The 19,714-nt window shown below is 68.2% G+C and carries 17 protein-coding genes; 2 read left to right on the forward strand and 15 right to left on the reverse strand.

Annotation, left to right across the window (positions count from 1 at the left end):
* Positions 1-31: 31 nt before the first annotated feature.
* Positions 32-454 carry a hypothetical protein gene (locus ACAM54_RS19665; protein WP_369648687.1) on the forward strand — a complete coding sequence of 141 codons (423 nt, stop codon included), beginning with the start codon at positions 32-34 and terminating at the stop codon, positions 452-454.
* A gap of 31 nt (positions 455-485) precedes the next feature.
* On the opposite strand, the gene ACAM54_RS19670 is transcribed toward ACAM54_RS19665, so the two are convergent.
* The 8 genes from ACAM54_RS19670 to ACAM54_RS19705 all read right to left on the reverse strand — a co-directional run bounded on the left by ACAM54_RS19670 (position 486) and on the right by ACAM54_RS19705 (position 9,466).
* Positions 486-1,424, reverse strand: coding sequence for a VTT domain-containing protein (locus ACAM54_RS19670; protein ID WP_145745491.1), 939 nt, complete (start codon positions 1,422-1,424; stop codon positions 486-488).
* A gap of 40 nt (positions 1,425-1,464) precedes the next feature.
* On the reverse strand, positions 1,465-2,475 hold the full coding sequence (locus ACAM54_RS19675) for an aldo/keto reductase (RefSeq protein ID WP_369648688.1): 1,011 nt from the start codon (positions 2,473-2,475) through the stop codon (positions 1,465-1,467).
* Positions 2,476-2,543: 68 nt separating this feature from the next.
* Positions 2,544-4,085 carry an alkaline phosphatase gene (locus ACAM54_RS19680; RefSeq protein WP_369648689.1) on the reverse strand — a complete coding sequence of 514 codons (1,542 nt, stop codon included), beginning with the start codon at positions 4,083-4,085 and terminating at the stop codon, positions 2,544-2,546.
* On the reverse strand, positions 4,082-4,852 hold the full coding sequence (locus tag ACAM54_RS19685; RefSeq protein ID WP_369648690.1) for a glycerophosphodiester phosphodiesterase family protein: 771 nt from the start codon (positions 4,850-4,852) through the stop codon (positions 4,082-4,084). The genes ACAM54_RS19680 and ACAM54_RS19685 overlap by 4 nt, the downstream gene beginning before the upstream one ends.
* Before the next feature lie 18 nt (positions 4,853-4,870).
* Positions 4,871-5,791 (reverse strand): ABC transporter permease subunit, encoded by a 921-nt coding sequence (locus ACAM54_RS19690; protein ID WP_369648691.1) that lies wholly within the window; start codon positions 5,789-5,791, stop codon positions 4,871-4,873.
* Positions 5,792-5,815: 24 nt separating this feature from the next.
* Positions 5,816-6,724 (reverse strand): ABC transporter permease subunit, encoded by a 909-nt coding sequence (locus tag ACAM54_RS19695; protein WP_369648692.1) that lies wholly within the window; start codon positions 6,722-6,724, stop codon positions 5,816-5,818.
* Between the two features lie 13 nt (positions 6,725-6,737).
* Entirely contained in the window at positions 6,738-8,066 is a 1,329-nt protein-coding gene (locus ACAM54_RS19700; protein ID WP_369648693.1) for an extracellular solute-binding protein, read from the reverse strand.
* Positions 8,067-8,113: 47 nt separating this feature from the next.
* Positions 8,114-9,466 carry an iron-containing alcohol dehydrogenase gene (locus ACAM54_RS19705; RefSeq protein ID WP_369648694.1) on the reverse strand — a complete coding sequence of 451 codons (1,353 nt, stop codon included), beginning with the start codon at positions 9,464-9,466 and terminating at the stop codon, positions 8,114-8,116.
* 151 nt (positions 9,467-9,617) lie between these two features.
* On the opposite strand from ACAM54_RS19705, the gene ACAM54_RS19710 reads away from it, so the two are divergent.
* Entirely contained in the window at positions 9,618-10,580 is a 963-nt protein-coding gene (locus ACAM54_RS19710; protein ID WP_369648695.1) for a sugar-binding transcriptional regulator, read from the forward strand.
* A 17-nt stretch (positions 10,581-10,597) separates the two neighbouring features.
* Here ACAM54_RS19710 and ACAM54_RS19715 read toward each other — a convergent pair whose 3' ends face one another.
* The 7 genes from ACAM54_RS19715 to ACAM54_RS19745 all read right to left on the reverse strand — a co-directional run bounded on the left by ACAM54_RS19715 (position 10,598) and on the right by ACAM54_RS19745 (position 19,676).
* Positions 10,598-11,872, reverse strand: coding sequence for an MFS transporter (locus ACAM54_RS19715; protein WP_369648696.1), 1,275 nt, complete (start codon positions 11,870-11,872; stop codon positions 10,598-10,600).
* Positions 11,873-11,981: 109 nt separating this feature from the next.
* Positions 11,982-12,674, reverse strand: coding sequence for an urea ABC transporter ATP-binding subunit UrtE (gene urtE / locus ACAM54_RS19720; RefSeq protein WP_021008684.1), 693 nt, complete (start codon positions 12,672-12,674; stop codon positions 11,982-11,984).
* A gap of 264 nt (positions 12,675-12,938) precedes the next feature.
* Positions 12,939-13,817 (reverse strand): urea ABC transporter ATP-binding protein UrtD, encoded by an 879-nt coding sequence (gene urtD, locus ACAM54_RS19725; protein ID WP_145745513.1) that lies wholly within the window; start codon positions 13,815-13,817, stop codon positions 12,939-12,941.
* A gap of 31 nt (positions 13,818-13,848) precedes the next feature.
* Positions 13,849-15,072 carry an urea ABC transporter permease subunit UrtC gene (urtC, locus tag ACAM54_RS19730; RefSeq protein WP_369648697.1) on the reverse strand — a complete coding sequence of 408 codons (1,224 nt, stop codon included), beginning with the start codon at positions 15,070-15,072 and terminating at the stop codon, positions 13,849-13,851.
* A complete protein-coding gene (gene urtB / locus ACAM54_RS19735) occupies positions 15,069-16,616 on the reverse strand; it encodes an urea ABC transporter permease subunit UrtB (RefSeq protein ID WP_369648698.1) in 1,548 nt (515 codons plus the stop codon). Before urtB ends, urtC begins: the two co-directional genes overlap by 4 nt.
* 183 nt (positions 16,617-16,799) lie before the next feature.
* Positions 16,800-18,068, reverse strand: coding sequence for an urea ABC transporter substrate-binding protein (gene urtA, locus ACAM54_RS19740; protein WP_145745520.1), 1,269 nt, complete (start codon positions 18,066-18,068; stop codon positions 16,800-16,802).
* 147 nt (positions 18,069-18,215) lie between these two features.
* Positions 18,216-19,676, reverse strand: a complete 1,461-nt coding sequence (locus ACAM54_RS19745; protein WP_369648699.1) for an MFS transporter — start codon at positions 19,674-19,676, stop codon at positions 18,216-18,218.
* Between the last annotated feature and the right edge of the window lie 38 nt (positions 19,677-19,714).

The following is a 19,714-nucleotide window of genomic DNA, read 5'->3' on the forward strand; positions in this document are numbered from 1 at the left end:
ACGGGGGACGCAACACACGGGAGCAGATCGCATGCACAACCGCTGGGTGGCCGTGCTGGCCTTTCTTGCCTTGGCCGGCACCGGCACCACCATTGCCGGCGCACCGTTCACGGCGGTGTTCGGCGGAACGGGCCGCGCATGTTCGGGCGGGCTGTACGTTCGAACGCAAACCATCGAATGGAATTCGAGCTTCAGCATCTGCAAGCCCAGGCGCTACCGCGTGCTGGAGAAAGACCTTGCCGCGGACCATGGACGCATCGTCTTTCGCCTCTCGGCGCGCAGCCGGCAGTGCCGCTACGAGGTGATCGAGGCGGAGCAGATCAGCACCTACGGCTGGAGCGTGCAGGGCTACCCGTCGCTCGAGGCCTACCGGAAGCGCGCCCTGCCCGGCTGGCACCATTCGCCCCGCGATGACCGAATGGTCCTGTCCTGCCCGATGGTCCGGCTGGACTGAGCCCCCCGTTTCCTGGTCGTCGCTGAAGGCCTCAGTGCAGGCTCGTCGGCCGGCCCGAGGCCACCCAGGCATCGAGCCCGCCCGTCAGCGGCAGCGCGCGCCGCGCACCGCGCGCCAGCAGCACGCGTGCGGCCAGGGCGGCCGACACCTCATTGGGGCAGTTGCAGTAGAGGACCACGTCGCGCCCGCCGACCAGCGGCAGTTCCGGATGCCGCTGCTGCAGCGCCTTGAGCGTGTATGGCAGCGCCCCGGGAATGCGGCGCGGATCGACCTGCACGCCGGCCTCACCGCGCACGTCGATCACCAGCGGCGGCGCCTCGCTGGCCAGCAGCTCGTGCAGTTCGTCCACGCTGATGCGCGGCATGCCGGTGAGCCGCATGAACGCCCGCCGGCGCCAGTAGCGCACCGCCAGCATCACGGCCAGCACCACCACCAGCGCCAGGGTGGCGATGCCGCCGGCCTGGGCCAGCATGGCGAGCACTTCCTGGATCTGGTCGCGAAAAACCCAGCCCAGCCCGAGGAAGACGCCGGTCCAGACCAGCGCGGCGCCGATGTCAAAGCCGATGAAGCGCCACACCGACATACCCAGCGCACCGGCCATCGGCGGCGCCACCACCGACACGCCCGGCACGAACTTGGCGGCCACCAGCGAGAGGCCGCCCCACCGGCCGATCAGCGATTCGCCGCGCCGCACGCATGAATCGGGCGACAGCGAGATGCGGCACAGCAGCCGCATGAAGCGGTAGCCGAAGCGGCGCCCGGCATAGAACCAGGCGCCGTCGCCCAGCACATTGGCCAGCACCGCGGCCAGCACCACGCCAGCCACCGAGACATTGCCGGCCGCCAGCAGCGCACCCGACACCACCAGCACCGCGGCCGCGGGCACCGGCAAGCCGAGGCGCGCGGCAAAGCTCGCCGCGAAGACGATCGCGATCGCGTTCTGCACCAGCAGCGACATCAGCTGTGCCATGGCGGCAGCGCGAGTTGGGGGGGGGTCACTCCTTGGCTGCCTACCTGGGCGCGTCGCCCTTGCGGTATTCGGCCGTGAGCTCGTCGAGCTTCTGCTTCAGCGCCGGGTCCAGCTTGTAGTCGGCCGCGGCCAGCGTGGCGTCTAGCTGCTCGGGGCGGCTGGCGCCGAGCAGCGGCGCGGTGATGAGCGGATTGGCCATGACCCAGGCCACCGCCAGCGTGGCCAGCGGCACGCCGGCTTCGTCGGCGAGCTTGTGCAGCTGCGTCACGGTGTTGAAGCTGCGCTCGTTCCAGTAGCGGTCCTGGTACATGCCGCCGGCGGTGCCGAGCGTGAAACGGGTGTTCTGCTCGGGCGCGGCACCGGGCTTGTACTTGCCGGTGAGCAGGCCGCCGGCCAGCGGGTTGTAGGGAATCACGCCCAGGCCCTCTTCGCCCGCGAGCGGCAGCAGCTCGCGTTCGATCTCGCGGAACAGCAGGCTGTAGCGCGGCTGCACCGACACATAGCGCGTGAGCTTTTGCAGCTCGGCCTTGCCGAGCGCGCGGGCCAGCCGGTAGGCCAGGAAGTTGGACACGCCGATGTAGCGCGCGCGGCCTGACTTGACGATGACGTCGAGCGCCTCCAGGCTCTCTTCGAGCGGCGTCTCGCGGTCGTCGCTGTGCAGCTGGTACAGGTCGACATGGTCGGTCTGCAGCCGCTTGAGCGAGGCATCGATGGCGTCGAGCAGGTGCTTGCGCGAGGCACCCTGGTCCCAGCTGTTGGGGCCGACCTTGCCGACCGCCTTGGTGGCCACCACGAAGCGCCGGCGGCCCGCGGGGCCCTGCTTCTGCAGCCAGCGGCCGATGATCTCCTCGGTGCGGCCCGTGGTTTCGACGGTACCGCCGAGCGGGTACACGTCGGCGGTATCGAGAAAGTTGATGCCGCCCTCGGCGGCCTTGTCGAGAATCTGGTGCGACACGGCCTCGTCGGTCTGCAGGCCGAAGGTCATGGTGCCGAGCGCAAGGCGCGAGACGGTGAGGCCGGTGCGGCCGAGTCGGGTGGTCGGAATGCTCATGAGGGTGTCGCTCCAGGCGATTGAAGGGCGACGGCCATCATAGTCACGGCAGCGCAAGGCTGCAGCGCTCAGGTGCTTTCGAGATGCACGCCGGGCGCGCCGCGCTCCACCGCGAAGCGCGCCATCGGCGCGACCGCGGCGTCTGCGGCCTTTTCGTCGTCCACGGCGCGGAACTCGACCGTGCAGCCGCGCGCGTCGAGCTCCATCTGCGCGTAGCCGCGCTTGTCGCCCCGGCCGTAGCGCAGGTGGTCGTTCTTGGCGAGCATGTGGGCCACGTTGGCGGCGCTGGGCCCTTCGGATGTGATGGCGCCGCCGACGAATTCGGTGGCCACCGCCGGGCCCTGCGGCTCGCGGCGCAGGTCGGCGGCCCAGAAGGCATGCACGTCGCCGCTGATGACCAGCGCATCGCCGCCGCGCGCCTTGTTCGCGGCCAGGCCGTCGAGCAGGCGTGCACGCGACGCGGCATAGCCGTCCCAGCCGTCCATCCAGTAGCCGTGCTCGGGGCCGCGCTTGCGGTCGGCCTCGGCCAGCAGCGTGGGCTGCGCGATCACGGTCCAGCGGGCGGGCGGCGCGGCGAGCTCGTTCGCGAGCCAGGCCTCCTGCCTCGCGCCGAGGAAGCTGCGCTCCGGCGCCAGCCGGTCGGCGCAGTCGGCCAGCGGCGAGGCGCTGCGGCCCGCGAGGCAGGCGTGGTGCGAACGGTACTGCCGCCCGTCGAGCAGGAACACGTCGAGCATGCGGCCGAAGCGATGGCGGCCGTAGATGGTGGCCGCGGCGCCGGCCGGCCGCATGCTGGCGGGCACGGGCATGTGCTCGTACCACGCCTGGTAGGCCGCGGCGCGGATCGCAAGGAACTGCGCGGGATCGATGCTGCGCGGCGAGACGTCGTCGGTGTAGTCGTTCGCCACCTCGTGATCGTCCCAGGTCACGAGCCAGGGAAACGCGGCGTGCGCGGCCTGCAGGTGCGGGTCGCTCTTGTAGAGCGCATAGCGGTCGCGGAACTCGCCGAGCTGCGTGGGAATGCCGCCCTGGTGGTGGCGCACGTGGCGCGAGCCCCAGGAGCTTTCGTAGATATAGTCGCCCAGGTGCACGACGAAGTCGAAAGGCTGCATGGCCATGTCGCGGTAGGCCGCGTAGTAGCCCTGCTCGTACTGCTGGCATGACGCGAAGGCGAAGCGCAGCGGCTGCGGCGCGGCATCGGCCTCGGCCGGCGCGGTGCGGGTGCGGCCGGCGGGGCTTCGCGCGCCAAGGGCCGTGAAGCGATACCAGTAAGGGCGGCCGGGCGCGAGGCCCTGCACTTCGACGTGCACCGAATGCGCGAGCGCCGCAGTGGCCGTCGCCCTGCCCCTTGCGGCGAGGCGCGAGAAGCCCTCGTCGTGTGCCACTTCCCACTGCACGTCGACCGGGGCCTCGCCCATGCCGCCGCCCAGCAGCGGATCGGGCGCGAGCCGGGTCCATAGCACCATGCCATCGGGCCTGGGGCTGCCGGATGCCACGCCCAGCGTGAACGGAAACTCGCGCGAGGCCTGCTGCGCATTCAGACAGAGGAAAGGCTGGCCGAGCGAGGCGGCGGCCACTCCGCCGAGCAGCAGGCGGCGGCGCGAGACCCTCATGTTCTTGCGCGCGCGGCCAGCGCCAGGTCGGGTCGGTCGGTGGTGATCTGGCGCAGGGGCATGGTGAGCCATTGTGCAATTTCATCGGGCTCGTTGACGACCCAGGCACCCAGCCGCTCGCTGCCAAGCGCGGCCAGGCACTGCGGCCAGGTGGCAGCCAGCAGCTTCTTCTCGACCGCGACGATGCAGCCCGGCAGCGCCGCGTAGCGCGCCAGCGCCCGCGTGATGCCGCCCAGCATCTCGGCCGAACGATGGTCGAGCGAGGCCAGCACGCGCCCGCGCGGCCAGTGGGCGAGCACCTGCGCCAGCACCTCGGGCACGAAGCAGGTCAGGATGCTGCGTTCGGCCACGCCCGCATCGTGCAGCGCCTGCACGGTGCGCGCGATGGCGCCGGGCGGCAGCTCGCCGGCAGCGTCGGTCTTGATCTCGACGTGCAGTTCCATGCGGGTGGGCGCGAAGAGCTTGAGCACTTCGGCCAGCGAGGGCACGCATTCGCCGGCTTCGCCGCCTCGCTGTTCCCCCGGCGCGCCCTGTCCCTTGCGCAGGCGCGTCGCCAGCACCCGGGCGGCGTCGTGGCCGCGCACCGCGCCCGTGCCCTCGGTGGTGCGGTCGAGCAGCGGATCGTGAATGACCACGGCCTGGCCGTCGCGCGTTTCCTGCACGTCGAACTCGACCGCATCCGCACCCAGTGCAATGAGGCGGCGAAAACCGCTCATGCTGTTCTCGGGCCAGAGGTTCCGCGCGCCGCGGTGTCCCACGATGATCATGGCTGCAATATCCTTTGCTTATTTGCTGCTGTCCACCAGCCCCTTGACGAACGAGCGCTGCAGCGCCACCACCACGACGATGGGCGGCAGCATCGTGAGGAGCGCGGCGCTCATGGCCACGTTCCAGGCCGGCTGCGAATCGGCGCGCGGAATCAGGTGCTTGAGGCCGATCACCGCGGTGGCCATGTCCTTGTCGGTGGTGAAGAGCAGCGGCCAGAGATACTGGTTCCAGCCGTACAGAAAAAGAATGATCGCCAACGCCGCAATGTTGGAGCGCGACAGCGGCAGCAGGATGGTCCAGAAGAAGTGCATCGGCGAGGCGCCGTCGATCCGCGCCGCCTCGCACAGCTCGTCGGGCACCGTGAGAAAGAACTGGCGGAACAGGAAGGTGGCCGAGGCCGAGGCGATCAGCGGCAGGATCAGGCCCGGGTAGGTGTCCACCATGTTCCACTGCAGCTGGATATCGATGGTGTGGCCCGTGACGGCGTTCCATGCCGACGAAAGGTGCAGCGCCTCCACCACCCACTGCAGCGGCAGCGCCGCGTTCGCCACCGATTCGTAGGTGGGCGAAATGCGCACTTCGATCGGCAGCATCAGCGACACGAAGATGAGCCAGAACGCCGTCATGCGAAAACGGAAGCGGAAGTATGTGATGGCAAAGGCCGACAGCAGCGACACCGCGATCTTGCCCACGGTGATGCCCGCCGCCACGACGAACGAATTGAAGAACAGCCGGCCGAAGTTGGCCTGCGTCCACGCGGTGCGCAGGTTCTGCACGAACTGGTCGCCGGGCAGCCACGGCAGCGGCACCTGCTGCACCTCGGCAATGGTGAGCGAGCCTGCGACGAAGGCCAGGTAGAGCGGCACGCAGACAAAGGCCACGCCCACCAGAAGAATGGCGTGGCAGATGCCGTCGAGAACGGGGGCGCGTTCAACCATGCGATGGATCCTCGGGCCGGTGCGTCATACGTCGTAGCTCACGCGCCGCTCCACGTAGCGGAACTGCAGCAAGGTCATCAGCAGCGCGAAGACCATCAGGATGACCGACTGCGCCGCCGACGAGCCGAGGTCGAGGTTGATGAAGCCGTCGACGTACACCTTGAACACCAGCACGTTGGTCGCGCCCGCCGGCCCGCCCTGCGTGACCGCATCGACGATGGCAAAGATCTCGAAGAAGCCGTAGACGAAGTTCATCACGGCCAGGAAGAACATCGTGGGCATGAGCAGCGGCAGCCCGATGGTGAAGAAGCGCCGAAGCGGCCCGGCGCCGTCGACCGCCGCCGCCTCCAGCAGCGAGGAAGGCACCGCCAGCAGGCCGGCCAGCAGAAAGATGTAGTCGTAGCACACATGCTTCCACGAGGCGGCCAGGATGACCAGGATCATCGCGTCCGAGCCCACGCGGTTCGGATCCCAGGCCAGGCCGATCGCATGCAGCAGCTGCGCGAGCGGACCCACCGCGGGGTTGAAGAGAAAGGCCCAGAGAATGCCCGCGATGACCGGCGCAATGGCATAGGGCAGCAGGATGATCGCCTTGTAGATGCCGCGGCCGCGGATCACCCGGTCGCTCGCGAAGGCCAGCACCAGTGCCACCGCGAGGGTCAGCAGGTTCTGCAGGATGGTGAACACCACCGTGACCCGGCCCGACTCGTGGTAGGTGTCGCTTTGCAGCAGCTGCGCAAAGTTGTCGAAGCCGACGAAATGCACCGTGTTGCCGAACGGATCGGACAGGAAGAAGGCCTGCCCGAGCGCGCGGAACGACGGAATGAAAAAGAAGAACAGCAGGATCGCGAGCTGCGGCAACAGCAGCAGCACGGGCAGGCGCACGTCCTTGAAGTGCGCGCGCTTCAGGCCCGCTTCGATCATTGCCGCCATGGATATCGTCCGCTCAGTAGCGGCCCTTGTTGAGCTTCTCGTACTGCCGCAGGATCTCGTTGCCGCGCTTGACGGCATCGTCCATGGCCGCCTGCGGCGTTTTCTTGCCGGCCACCACGTTCTGGAACTCGTCGCGCTGCGCCATCATGGTCTGCGTGAAGTTGCCGAAGTGAAAGCCGGTGGAGTTGGCCGTGGGCGTGCCGCGCGTGAGCTGCAGGATCGCGATCTCGCGCGTCGGGTGCTCCTTGTAGTAGCCCTGCGACCTGGCCAGTTCGTAGGCCTTGTTGGTCAGCGGCACGTAGCCCGTGGCCTTGACCCACCAGAACTGCGTCTCGGGCTTGGCAATGTAGGCGAGGAAGGCCGCCACGGCCTCGTACTCGGCCGGCTTCTGGCCCTTCATGACCCACAGCGAGGCGCCGCCGATGGTGCTGTTCTTCGGCTGCTTGCCCTCTTCCCACGGCAGGTAGGTGGCGCTCCAGTCGATCTTGGATTCGCGCTCGATGCCGCTGTGCGCGGCGGTCGAGGCAAAGTAGGTGGAACACTTGCCCGAGGTGAAGAGCTGCTCGGGGCTCAGGCCCTGGCCGGCGATCTGCATCACGTCGTCGTCGATCCATTTCTTGATGCGCGCGACCTGCGAGACGACCGAGGTCTTGTTGTAGACGAACTCGGTGTCCAGCCCCTGGTAGCCGTTGGCCTTGGTGGCGTAGGGCAGGTCGTTGATGGCGCTGTAGTTCTCGAGCAGGCTCCAGTGGTAGTCGCCTGCGAGCACCGAGCCGCAGGCCGAGATGCCCTTCTGCTTGATGGCATAGAGCTGCTTCTCCAGCTCCTGCCAGGTCTCGGCCGGCTTGGCGAAACCGGCCTTCTCGAAGTGCGCCTTGTTGTACCAGAGGATGGGCGAGGACGAATTGAAGGGCATCGTCATCAGCTTGCCCTTGTAGCTGTAGAAGCCGGCCACCGGCTTCACGAAATCGGCCCAGTCGATCTTGTAGCCGCGCTGGTCGAGCAGGTCCTGCACCGGCATCGTGGCGTCCGACAGCAGCATGGTCATGAAGCCGCGCTCGTAGATCTGCACGAGCGCCGGTGCGCGCTTGGCGCGGTAGGCGGCGATGGTGCCGTTGATGACCTCGTCGTAGTTGCCCTTGTAGACGGCGGTGACCGCGTACTTGTTCTGCGAGCCGTTGAAGTTCTTCACCAGCTCTTCGACCCGCTCGCCGAGCGCCCCGCCCATGGCATGCCACCACTGAACCTGCACCGGCTGCGCGGCGGCCGGCATGGCGCCGGCCAGCCAGAGCGTGGAGGAAAGGGCCAGCATGGCCAGCGTGCTGCGTCGTTGGATCTTCATCGCGTTCTCCTGTAGGGTGTGTGTCGATGTCGCTATCTGCTTTGCGCTCATGCGGCCCAGAAGCCGCCGGGAGCGAACTGCTCGGCGATCGCGCGGTCGAGCCAGCCCAGGTCGTCGAGCAGGTCGAGCAGCGTGTAGCGGCGCCGGATGAGGCGTGCGCGGCGGTGGTCGGCGGCAAACCTGGCGGCGCCGATGCCGAGCTCGCGGAAATGGCTCGCGCCGCCGACGGTGGCCAGGCGCTGCTGCATGTCGCGCGCACCGATCAGCTGGCGCTTCAGCTGCGCGCGCAGCGCGGGCCAGGCGCACACCAGCTGTTCGAGGCGTGCGCGGCGGCTGCCGGACGCGGCCTTCGCATCCATTTCGCCGCGTGCGGCGGCCCTGAATTCCTCGTTGCCGAAGGCGGCCTCGATCTCGCGCGACAGCGCGGCCTCGTCCCGGCCGTCGCGCGCCTGCGATGCGGCGGCCGCAATGGCGGCCTCGGGCTGCGCAAGGAGCCATTCGTACATCGCCAGCATGGCCACGCACCCGACGCCCACGCAGGCGCCATGCGCCGCGGGCTCGCCATCGACCTGCAGGTTCTCCATTTCCCACAGGTGCGAGAACTGGTGGTCGCTGCCGCTCGCCGGACGCGAGTTGCCATGGGCCTGCATGGCAAAGCCGCTGACCAGCAGGCCGGCCAGCAAGCCGGCCAGCGCCTGCGGTTCATGCACGGCCAGGCGCTGCGGCGCGCCGAGCCAATCGCCGAGATGGTCCTGCACCAGGGCATAGGGACGCGGGTTGATGGGCTCCACGCCGAGCGCGTCGGCCAGCAGCCAGTCGGCGCCGGCCACCGCCTTGCCGGCCAGGTCGCCGTAGCCCCAGGCCGTCATGCGCGGCGGCGCGGCGCGCAGCACGTCGAGGTCGGCCAGCACCGCCACGGGCGGCGGGCATGCGAGCGTGCGCTTGAAGCCGTCTTCGCCGAGCAGCGCGGCGCCCGAGGCCGCGTAGCCATCCATGGAGGCGGCGGTTGCAAGGCACGCGTAGGGTTTGCCGGCGAGCGAGGCCGCATGCTTGACCAGGTCGCTGACCACGCCCGAGCCCACCGCGAGAGGCGTGGCCGCCTGCGTGGAAAGCTGCTGCGCGATGGCCGCCGAGCGCTGCACGCGCGGCTTCAGGCGAGGCTTCGCAGGAAAGACCAGCGGCGCCGCGCAGGGCACGCCCTGCGATTCGAGCAGGGCCTGCGCCGAAGCGCCCACCACATCCCAGGTGTTCTCGTCGGCCACCAGCATCCAGCGCCGGCCCGGCGCGCAGCGCTGCAGCACCCCGGGCAGCAAGCGCACTGCGGCGTGCTCGATGACGACTTCTTTGGTGACCGCCGCATCGCGCAGCGCGGCCTTCAGCGGGGATGACGAGTCGCTCATGTCTCCTGCAATCTGGACGCCGTTTTCCGGTCGATGAACAAGTGTATAGTTTGAAAGACATTTGTTTCAACCACGTGACTACCCGTAGTCCGGCGCGCTCGTGCCACCATCGCGGCCGCAGAATCAACGACGACAACCACGGAGAATTCGGATGGCTGAGGAAGATCAGGTGGCGGTGCGCGTGGCCTGGCTCTACTACATGGAAGGCCTGACGCAGGACGGCATCGCCACGAAGCTCGGCCTGACGCGGCTGCGCGTGAACCGCCTGCTGGGCGAGGCGCGCGAGAGCGGGCTGGTCAGCATCAAGATCAACTCGCGCCACGAGAGCTGCCTGCGGCTGGAAGAAGAACTGCGCAGCGTCTGCGGCCTGCGCGAGGCAACGATCATCCCGACGCCCGAGAGCCCCGAGCTCATCCCCGTGCTGCTGGGACGCACGGCCGGCGAATATCTATCGAAGCACATCGAGACGAACCGCGTGCGCGGCGTGGGCGTGGGCTGGGGCGCCACCTTGCGCGAGGCCATCCGCCACGTCGCATCCGGCCAATGGCCCGAGGTGCACGTCAACTCGATGATGGGCGGCCTGACGCGCGGCCTGGAGATCAACACCTTCGAAACGGCCAGCGCACTGGCCGCCCGGCTGGGCGCGCAATGCAGCTACCTGGCCGCGCCCCTGTACGCAGGCAGCGCCAAGTCGCGCGACACCATCGTTTCGCAGGATGTCTTCAAGGAAGCGTTCGGCCAGATCGCGGCCAACGACGTCGCGCTGCTGAGCGTGGGCGACCTGAGCACGCGCTCGCTGCTGGTGCGCTACGGCCTGCCAAAGGACGTGCCGGTGGCCGAGCTGCGGCAGGCCAAGGCGGTGGGCGACATCATCGGGCAGTTCCTCGACCGCCACGGCAAGCCGGTGAAGCATGCGCTGAACCTGCGCGTGGTGGCGCCTTCGCTCGAGGAGCTGGCGCGCATTCCGACGGTGATCGTTGCTTCGGGCGGCGAGAACAAGGCACCGATCATTGCCGCGGTGCTGCAGGCCAGGCTGCTGTCGGTGCTGATCTGCGACGAGCAGACGGCGCGCACGGCGCTGAAGCTCTACCAGGCGCTGGCCGCGCAGGCCTGAAGAAGAAGAAGGACCGGCTAGCCGGCGGAGCCCTCGCAGGCCACCTCGTCGTTCGGCCGCGCGTGGGCTCTTTCGCTCGCCCGTGCGCTCATCAGCGCCCAGGCGAACACCCCCATCCCCGCGAGCGCGAGCAGCGCACCGACCCACCCCGTCGAGGTCCAGCCCAGCCCGGCCGCAATGGCCGCGCCGCCGAGCCAGGCGCCCAGCGCATTGGCCATGTTGAAGGCCGAGTGGTTGAGCGCGGCGGCGAGCGTCTGCGCGTCGCCGGCCACGTCCATCAGGCGGATCTGCAGCGCGGGGCCGATGGCCACGGTGGTGCCGATGAGAAACACGTTGATGGCCGCGGTGACCACGTGGTGCGCCGCGAACGAGAACATCGCGAGCACCAGCGCCGCATAGACGAGCAGGCCGCCGATGGTGCGCATCAGCGACTTGTCCGCCAGGCGCGAGCCGACGAGGTTGCCGGTGACCATGCCCAACCCGAACAGCGCGAGCACGAAAGGCACGCCGCCCAGCGGCAGGCCGGCCACTTCGATGAGCGTGGGCTTGATGTAGCTGAACACCGAGAACATGCCGCCGAAGCCGATGGCGCCGATGCCGAGCGTGAACCACACCTGCTTGCGCCTGAGCGCGCCGAGCTCGCGCCAGGGGCTGGCACCCGCGGGCGGCGCCAGGTCGGGGATGTCGCGGCGCAGCAGCGCCACCGCCGCCAGCGCGATGAGGCCGACGAACACGAAGGCCGCGCGCCAGCCGAACAGCTGGCCGAGCCAGGCCGCGATCGGCACGCCCACCAGCGTGGCGCCGGTGAGCCCCAGCATCACGAGGCCCACGGCGCGTGCGCGGCGCCCGGGCGGTGCGAGCGTGGCGGCCACCAGTGCGGCCACGCCGAAGTAGGTGCCGTGCGGCAGCCCGGTCGCAAAGCGCAGCAGGTTGAGCGACATGTAGCCCGGCGCCATCGCGCTCGCGAAATTGCCGGCGGCGAACACGGCCATGAGCGCGATCAGCAGCGCGCGGCGGCGCCAGCCGGCCGCGAGCACCGCGAGCACCGGCGCACCGATGACGACGCCGAGCGCATAGGCGCTGATGACGTGGCCGGCCTGGGGGATGCTGACGTCGATGTCCTTCGCCACTTCGGGCAAGAGGCCCATGATCACGAACTCGCCGGTGCCGATGGCGAAGCCGCCGACGCCGAGCGCGAGCACGGCGCGCAGGAAATTCACGGGCCGTGCGGAGGGGGAAACAACGGAAATGTCGGTGTCCGCGCTGTCCAGCGCGGGTGGGGAGGCGTTCAAGGCCAGGCTCCTGGGAGGTGCCCGGCGGCAGCGGGCAGAGGCCTGATTTTAGGGTAAACCCTGAATTTCTGCCGATACGGATTTGCCGCAGGCCCGGTACTGCAGGGCCTCAGATGGCCACGAGCTGGCGCACGCCCTGCGCTTCCATGTCCTTGCCGAGGCCGCGCGCGATGACCTCCCCGCGCTCCATCACGAGGTAGTCGTCGGCCAGTTCCTGCGCGAAGTCGTAGTACTGCTCGCACAGCACGATGGCCATGTCGCCGCGGTCGGCCAGCATGCGGATGACGCGGCCGATGTCCTTGATGATGCTGGGCTGGATGCCTTCGGTGGGCTCGTCGAGGATCAGCAGCTTGGGCTTGGGCGCCAGCGCGCGCGCAATGGCAAGCTGTTGCTGTTGCCCGCCGGAAAGGTCGCCGCCTCTTCGGTTGATCATCTGCTTGAGCACGGGGAACAGGTCGAACAGTTCCGACGGGATGGGCGTGCTGCCGCTCTTGTAGGCCAGGCCCATGCGCAGGTTTTCTTCGACCGTGAGCCTGGCGAAGATTTCGCGGCCCTGCGGGACGAAGCCGATGCCGGCCCTTGCCCTTTCATAAGGGGTGGCTTTGTGGATCGGCTTGCCTTCGAGCTCGATGCTGCCGCTCTTGATGGGGACCAGGCCCATCAGCGACTTGAGCAGTGTGGTCTTGCCTACGCCGTTGCGGCCCAGCAATACCGTGACCTTGCCTAGCGTGGCCTCGAAGCTCACGTCTCTGAGGATATGGGAGCCGCCGTAGTACTGGTGGATGTTCTTGACTGTCAGCATTTTGTGGGCGCCTTCCTTTGTCCTTGTTGGAGGCGCCCGGCACGCGGCACGGTGCGGGCGGCCCCACTGTGCCGGCCCTTCGGGCTCCCCTGCGGTGCTCGCGTTTCGCGGGGTCTCGCAGAACTCGCTTCGCTCAAACAGCTGCGAGCCCTGATCCGCGAAACACTGCGCTCCTCGGCGGCACAGAGGGGCCGCCCGCACCGCGCCGCATGCCGGGCGCTGGCTGTGACGTTGATGCCGTCGGTCCTGGCCACGGCAATGGCCTCAACGCCCAAGATAAACCTCGATCACGCGCTCATCGGCCTGCACTTCGTCCAGCGTGCCCTGCGCCAGCACGGAGCCGTCGCACAGCACGGTGACGATCTCGGAAATGGTGCGGATGAAGCTCATGTCGTGCTCCACCACCATCAGCGAGTGCTTGCCCTTGAGCGTGAGAAACAGCTCGGCGGTGCGCGCCGTTTCCTCGTCGGTCATGCCGGCCACGGGCTCGTCGAGCAGCAGCAGCTTCGGGTCCTGCATCAGCAGCATGCCGATCTCCAGCCACTGCTTCTGGCCATGGCTCAGGTTGCCGGCCAGGCGCGACACGCTGTCGGCCAGGTGGATGGTCTGCAGCACTTCGGCCAGCCGGTCGCTCTGCGCCGAGTCGAGCCTGAACAGCATCGAGGCGCGCACACCCTTGTTGGTCTTGAGCGCGAGCTCGAGGTTCTCGAACACCGTGAGATGCTCGAACACCGTCGGCTTCTGGAACTTGCGCCCGATGCCCAGCTGGGCGATGTCGGCCTCGCGATGGCGCAGCAGGTCGATGGTGCTGCCGAAGAACACCGTGCCCTCGTCGGGCCGCGTCTTGCCGGTGATGATGTCCATCATCGTCGTCTTGCCTGCGCCGTTCGGGCCGATGATGCAGCGCAGCTCGCCCGGCGCAATGTCGAGCGACAGCTTGTTGATGGCCTTGAAGCCGTCGAAGCTCACGCTCACGTCCTCGAGGTAGAGGATGCGGCCGTGCGTCACGTCCACTTCACCCGGCGTTGCAATGCGGCCGAAGTCCGCGGAACGCCCGCCGGATTCGGTGCTGCCGCCCGCGTAGTGCACGCCCTTGGCGCGGGCGGCGCGCTCGGCGCCGGCTTCCATCAGGTCGGGCGTCATTCAGAAACCTCCGCGCTTCGCGCTGCGGTATTCATGCGCGCGCTCCCTTCACTTCGGCCACCAGCGGCGCGTGCAGCGCCTCCGGCTCCACGCCTTGGGCGGCGGCCATGGCGCGCTGCGCCTCTTCGCGGCCGGCGCTCACGCCGGCCGGCACCTTCTCCCTCGACAGCCACTTGCGCACCAGGCCCACGATGCCGTTCGGCAGGAACAGCGTGACAGCAATGAACAACGCGCCCAGGAAGTACAGCCAGTACTCGGGGTAGGCCACCGTGAGCCAGCTCTTCGCGCCGTTGACGATGAAGGCGCCGATGATCGGCCCGATCAGCGTGGCGCGTCCGCCCACCGCGGCCCAGATCGCAATCTCGATGGAGTTGGCCGCGCTCATCTCGCCGGGGTTGATGATGCCGACCTGCGGCACGTACAGCGCACCGGCCACGCCGCACATCACGGCCGAGATCACCCAGATCGTGAGCTTGTAGGGCAGCGGGTTGTAGCCCGAGAACATCACGCGCGTCTCGGCGTCTCGGATGGCCTGCAGCACGCGGCCGAACTTGCTGGCGATGAGCCACTTCGCGAACAGGAAGAAGCCCAGCAGCGTGAGGCCGGTGAGCGCGAAGAGCGTCATGCGCATTTCCTGCGTGGCGATCGGAATGCCCAGGATGCGCTTGAAGTCGGTGAAGCCGTTGTTGCCGCCGAAGCCGGTCTCGTTGCGGAAGAACAGCAGCATGGCTGCGAAGGTCATGGCCTGCGTGATGATCGAGAAGTACACGCCCTTGATGCGCGAGCGGAAGGCGAAGAAGCCGAACACGAAGGCGATCAGGCCCGGCACCGCGACGATCAGCACCAGCGTGGCGATGAAGCTGTCGCTGAAGGTCCAGTGCCAGGGCAGCGTCTTCCAGTCGAGGAACACCATGAAGTCCGGCAGGTCGCTCTTGTAGTTGCCGTCGCGGCCGATCTGGCGCATGAGGTACATGCCCATCATGTAGCCGCCAAGCGCGAAGAACAGGCCGTGGCCCAGCGAGAGGATGCCGGTGTAGCCCCAGATCAGGTCCATGGCCAGCGCGCAGATCGCATAGCACATGATCTTGCCGACCAGCGCCACCGCGTAGTCGCTCATGTGCAGCGGGCTGCCGGCGGGCACCCACATGTTGAGCACCGGCGCCACGGCGCAGACCACGATCAGCGCGACGAAGAAGGCCGTCCAGCCCTTGCCGCTCAGCAGCGGCCCTTTGGTTGGAAGTACGACCTTGCTCATGCCTCAGCGCTCCGGCCTTTCATTGCGAAGATGCCCTGGGGCCGCTTCTGGATGAAGATGATGATGAAGACAAGCACCGCGATCTTCGCGAGCACCGCGCCCGCCCAGCCTTCGATGAACTTGTTGAGAATGCCCAGTCCCATGGCCGCATACACCGTGCCCGCGAGCTGGCCCACGCCGCCCATCACGACCACCATGAAGCTGTCGACGATGTAGCTCTGGCCGAGGTCCGGGCCGACGTTGCCGATCTGGCTCAGCGCGCAGCCCGCGAGGCCCGCAATACCGGAGCCGAGCGCGAAGGCGTAGGTGTCGATGCGCGCGGTGTTCACGCCCATGCAGGAGGCGATCGGCCGGTTCTGCGTGACGCCGCGCACGAACAAGCCCAGGCGCGTGCGGCCGATCAGCCAGCCCATCGCAAGCAGCACCAGCACGGCAAAGACGATGATGCAGATGCGGTTCCACGGCAGCGTCACGTTGCTCAGCATGGTGAAGCCGCCGCTCATCCAGCCGGGGTTCTCGACGCCGACGTTCTGCGCGCCGAACAGCGAACGCACGAGCTGCTGCAGCATCAGGCTGATGCCCCAGGTGGCCAGCAGCGTCTCCAGCGGCCGGCCGTAAAGGAAGCGGATCACGCCGCGTTCGAGCACCGCGCCCACCAGCGCCGAACTCAGGAAGGCCACCGGAATGGCCGCCACCAGGTACCAGCCGAAGGCCGCCTCGGGCATATAGCGCTGGAAGATGCCCTGCATCACGTAGGTGGCGTAGGCGCCGATCATCATCAGCTCGCCGTGCGCCATGTTGATGACGCCCATCAGCCCGTAGGTGATGGCCAGGCCCAGCGCGGCCAGCAGCAGCACCGATCCCAGGCTGATGCCGCTGAACACCGCGTTGATGCGGTCGCCCCACACCAGCGCGCCATCGATGCTGGCAATGGAGGCGACGATGGCGGCCTTGACGTCGGCCTCGGTCTCGTCGGCCAGGCGCTGGTTGAGCAGGAGCTTGGTGTCGGGGCTCGTGTTGGCGCCGAGTTCCCTGGCTGCGGCAAGGCGCCGGGCCTTGTCGGCGCTGGTGAGCATGCTGGCGGCGCGCACCAGCTGCAGCTGCGCCTTGATGCCGGGATTGGTCTCGGCGGCCAGCGCCTTCTCGACCATCGGAATGCGCGATTCGTCGGGCTCCTTGAAGAGCGCCTGCGCGGCTTCGGCGCGCACCGCGTCGTCCTTGCTCGTGAGCTTGAGCGCGGCCTGCGCGGCATCGAGCGCGCCGCGCATGAGGTTGTTGTTGACCACGTCCTCGGCCGTATCGGGCACCTGCAGCTCGGCGCCGGTCACAGGGTCGTAGCCCTTGTCGTCCTTCATCACGAAGACCTTGTCTTCGGTGTACTTGACCGCGTCCTCGGACATGGCCTGGATGAAGGCGGCGGTCTTGTCGTCGGCCGTGAGCACCGCCTGGTTGAGCGCGGTGATGCGCGCTTCGGATTCGCCCGAGGCGATGGCGCGGGCTTCGTCGGCGGTCAGCGCGTGGACGGCCGATGCCATGAGCAGCATGGCGGCGAGTGCGCAGTGAAGGGATCGTCGAAGCATCATGAAACCGGAAGTTGAATTGGCTCCCTCCCCTTCCGGGGGAGGGTCGGGGTGGGGGCACGCGGCGCTTGTCCAGGCACAGTGCCCGTGGCGACCGCCGTCAGCCCCCACCCCTGCCCTCCCCCGAAAGGGGAGGGAGAAACACGCTTACAGCGACTTGCCAGCCGGCTGATCCGGCTTCTTGTCGTTGCCTTCGATGTACGGGCTCCACGGCTTGGCCTTGACCGGGCCCGGCGTCTTCCACACCACGCTGAACTGGCCGTCGGCCTTGATCTCGCCGATGAACACGCTCTTGTGCAGGTGATGGTTCTTCTCGTCCATCTTCGAGACGATGCCCGAGGGGGCCGTGAAGGTCTGGCCGGCCATGGCGGCGATCACCTTGTCGGTGTCGGTCGACTTGGCCTTCTCGACCGCCTGCTTCCACATGTGGATGCCGATCCAGGTGGCTTCCATCGGGTCGTTGGTGAGCGGCTTGTCCTTGTGGCCGGCGATGTTCTTGGCCTTGGCGTACTCGCTCCACTGCTTGATGAACGCCGTGTTGGTCGGGTTCTTGATCGACATGAAGTAGTTCCACGCGGCCAGGTGGCCCACCAGCGGCTTGGTGTCGACACCGCGCAGTTCTTCCTCGCCGACCGAGAAGGCGACCACCGGCACGTCCTTGGCCTTGAGGCCGGCGTTGCCGAGTTCCTTGTAGAAGGGCACGTTCGAGTCGCCGTTGATGGTCGAGACCACCGCCGTCTTGCCGCCCGAGGAGAACTTCTTGATGTCCGCCACGATGGTCTGGTAGTCGCTGTGGCCGAAGGGCGTGTACTTCTCGTCGATGTCGGTGTCCTTCACGCCCTTGCTCTTCAGGTAGGCGCGCAGGATCTTGTTGGTGGTGCGGGGGTAGACGTAGTCGGTGCCCAGCAGCACCCAGCGCTTGGCACCGCCGCCTTCCTTGCTCATCAGGTAGTCGACCGCCGGAATGGCCTGCTGGTTGGGCGCGGCGCCGGTGTAGAACACGTTCTTCGAGAGCTCTTCGCCTTCGTACTGCACGGGGTAGAACAGGAGGCCGTTCATTTCCTCGACCACCGGCAGCACCGACTTGCGCGACACCGAGGTCCAGCAGCCGAAGATCACCGAAACCTTGTCCTGGCCCAGCAGCTGCTTGGTCTTTTCAGCGAACAGCGGCCAGTTGGAAGCCGGGTCGACCACCACGGGCTCGAGCTGCTTGCCCAGCACGCCGCCCTTCTTGTTGATGTCGTCGATGGCCATCAGGACCGTGTCTTTCAACACGGTTTCCGAGATGGCCATCGTGCCCGACAGCGAGTGCAGCACGCCGACCTTGATGGTGTCGGCGGCAAAGGCCGGCGCAGCGGAAATGCTGGCCAGGGCGACGGCGGCGGTGAGCGCCTTGAGTGTGAAACGACGTTGCATGTGGACTCCTGCTCCGGGGTGGTTGAAACCTGGTCGCCGGTACGGGCCGGACGATGGAGAGGAGTCTGCGGATTCGCCCGCCCGCGAGAAATACGCCGGGTGGCGTACACGGAGGTACTCAAGGCGGCAATGGTGGCCGCCGCACTTTCACGCCTTCGGCTGCGGCCGGCTGCCCCGCCGCTGCAGCAGCGCCACCAGCAGGGCCGACGCCATCAGGTACACCAGCGCCACACCGAACGCGCTCGCAAAGCCCGCAGCATCCGGCGCACCGCCCAGCCGCCCGTAGAACAGGATGCCGATCAGCGCCACGCCCAGCGCATTGCTCGCCTGCTGCACCATCGACAGCACGCCCGACGCCACGCCGGCATGCTGCGGCGGCAGGCCGGCCAGCACGGTGGACACCAGTGGCGCCATCACCATGCCGAGCCCTGCGCCCTGCACCAGCAGCAGCGGCACCATCCATGCGACCACGTGCGCGTGTCCGGCCCACCCCGCCACATTGACGAACTGCAATGCATGGCCCACAGCCAGCACCAAAGCGCCGAGCGCGATCGGCGGCTGGCTGCCGAAGCGGCGTGCCAGGCGCGCGCCGGCCATCGAGGTTGCAAAGAAGCCGACCGCCAGCGACGTGAAGACGAGGCCCGAACTCAGCGGGTCGAGCGCCAGGCCTTGCTGCAGGTACAGCGCCAGCACGAAATAGAGCGAGGCATTGCCGACATAGAAGGCCAGCGTGGTGAAAAGGCCCATGACGAAGCGCCGGTTCGCCAGCAGCACGGGCGCCACCAGTGGCGCACCGCCGTTCGCGGCCAGCCGACGCTGCTGGAAAGCGAACGCAGCGAGCAGGGGCAGCGAGGCGGCCAGGCACAGCCAGCTCCACAGCGGCCAGCCCTGCTCGCGGCCTTCGACCAGCGGCAGCACCACGGCCACGGAGCCGGCCGCCACCAGCAGCATGCCGGCCAGGTCGAGCCGGCTGTTGCCGCCGTTGGCAAGCGGCGGAATGACGCGCGGTGCGAGCACCAGCGCCAGCAGGCCGATCGGAACGTTGATGAGGAAGCAGCTGCGCCAGCCGAGCCCGCCCGGATCGGCATGGATCAGCAACCCGCCCACCAGCTGCCCGAGCGTAGCCCCGAGGCCCAGCGTGAGCCCGTAGGCCGCAAAGGCGCGCGCGCGGCTTTCACCGGTGTAGGCCAGGCCGATCATCGCCAGCACCTGCGGCTGCAGCAGTGCACCGGCCAGGCCCTGCAGCACGCGGGCCGCCACCAGCAGCTCGGCGTTGGGCGCGAGGCCGCAGGCGGCCGACGCCAGCGTGAACAGCAGCAGGCCCAGCATGAACATGCGGCGCCGGCCGAACAGGTCGCCGAGCCGCCCGCCGGTGATCAGGCCCGCGGCCGTGGCCAGGCCGTAGCCGGCCACCACCATCTGCAGGGTGCCCGCGGAGGCGCGAAGCTCGCGCTGCATCGAAGGCAGTGCCACGTTGACGATGAAGAAGTCGAGCACCACCAGGAAGGTGCCGCTGAGCATGACCCAGAGGCCGAGGGTGCCGGCGCCGCGGCTTGCGGCGGAGGAAAACGATGCTGCCGGGGCAGCGATGTTGGATGACTGCGACATGATGGGTTCGAGTGTTGGGATGGAGCGGCGCCGCGGCA

This window comes from Variovorax sp. V93, from assembly GCF_041154485.1.
In the GTDB taxonomy this organism is placed as follows: Bacteria; Pseudomonadota; Gammaproteobacteria; order Burkholderiales; family Burkholderiaceae_C; genus Variovorax; species Variovorax beijingensis_A.

Excerpts from the sequence above, each read along its gene's own strand:
- ACAM54_RS19710 (WP_369648695.1), top strand. The coding sequence starts at position 9,618 with ATGGCTGAGGAAGATCAGGTGGCGGTGCGCGTGGCCTGGCTCTACTAC.
- ACAM54_RS19690 (WP_369648691.1), bottom strand. The coding sequence starts at position 5,791 with ATGGTTGAACGCGCCCCCGTTCTCGACGGCATCTGCCACGCCATTCTT.
- ACAM54_RS19705 (WP_369648694.1), bottom strand. The coding sequence starts at position 9,466 with ATGAGCGACTCGTCATCCCCGCTGAAGGCCGCGCTGCGCGATGCGGCG.
- urtB (WP_369648698.1), bottom strand. The coding sequence starts at position 16,616 with ATGCTGCTCATGGCATCGGCCGTCCACGCGCTGACCGCCGACGAAGCC.
- ACAM54_RS19695 (WP_369648692.1), bottom strand. The coding sequence starts at position 6,724 with ATGGCGGCAATGATCGAAGCGGGCCTGAAGCGCGCGCACTTCAAGGAC.
- ACAM54_RS19685 (WP_369648690.1), bottom strand. The coding sequence starts at position 4,852 with ATGATCATCGTGGGACACCGCGGCGCGCGGAACCTCTGGCCCGAGAAC.
- urtD (WP_145745513.1), bottom strand. The coding sequence starts at position 13,817 with ATGACGCCCGACCTGATGGAAGCCGGCGCCGAGCGCGCCGCCCGCGCC.
- urtE (WP_021008684.1), bottom strand. The coding sequence starts at position 12,674 with ATGCTGACAGTCAAGAACATCCACCAGTACTACGGCGGCTCCCATATC.
- urtA (WP_145745520.1), bottom strand. The coding sequence starts at position 18,068 with ATGCAACGTCGTTTCACACTCAAGGCGCTCACCGCCGCCGTCGCCCTG.
- ACAM54_RS19745 (WP_369648699.1), bottom strand. The coding sequence starts at position 19,676 with ATGTCGCAGTCATCCAACATCGCTGCCCCGGCAGCATCGTTTTCCTCC.
- ACAM54_RS19700 (WP_369648693.1), bottom strand. The coding sequence starts at position 8,066 with ATGAAGATCCAACGACGCAGCACGCTGGCCATGCTGGCCCTTTCCTCC.
- ACAM54_RS19675 (WP_369648688.1), bottom strand. The coding sequence starts at position 2,475 with ATGAGCATTCCGACCACCCGACTCGGCCGCACCGGCCTCACCGTCTCG.
- ACAM54_RS19680 (WP_369648689.1), bottom strand. The coding sequence starts at position 4,085 with ATGAGGGTCTCGCGCCGCCGCCTGCTGCTCGGCGGAGTGGCCGCCGCC.
- ACAM54_RS19665 (WP_369648687.1), top strand. The coding sequence starts at position 32 with ATGCACAACCGCTGGGTGGCCGTGCTGGCCTTTCTTGCCTTGGCCGGC.
- ACAM54_RS19670 (WP_145745491.1), bottom strand. The coding sequence starts at position 1,424 with ATGGCACAGCTGATGTCGCTGCTGGTGCAGAACGCGATCGCGATCGTC.
- urtC (WP_369648697.1), bottom strand. The coding sequence starts at position 15,072 with ATGAGCAAGGTCGTACTTCCAACCAAAGGGCCGCTGCTGAGCGGCAAG.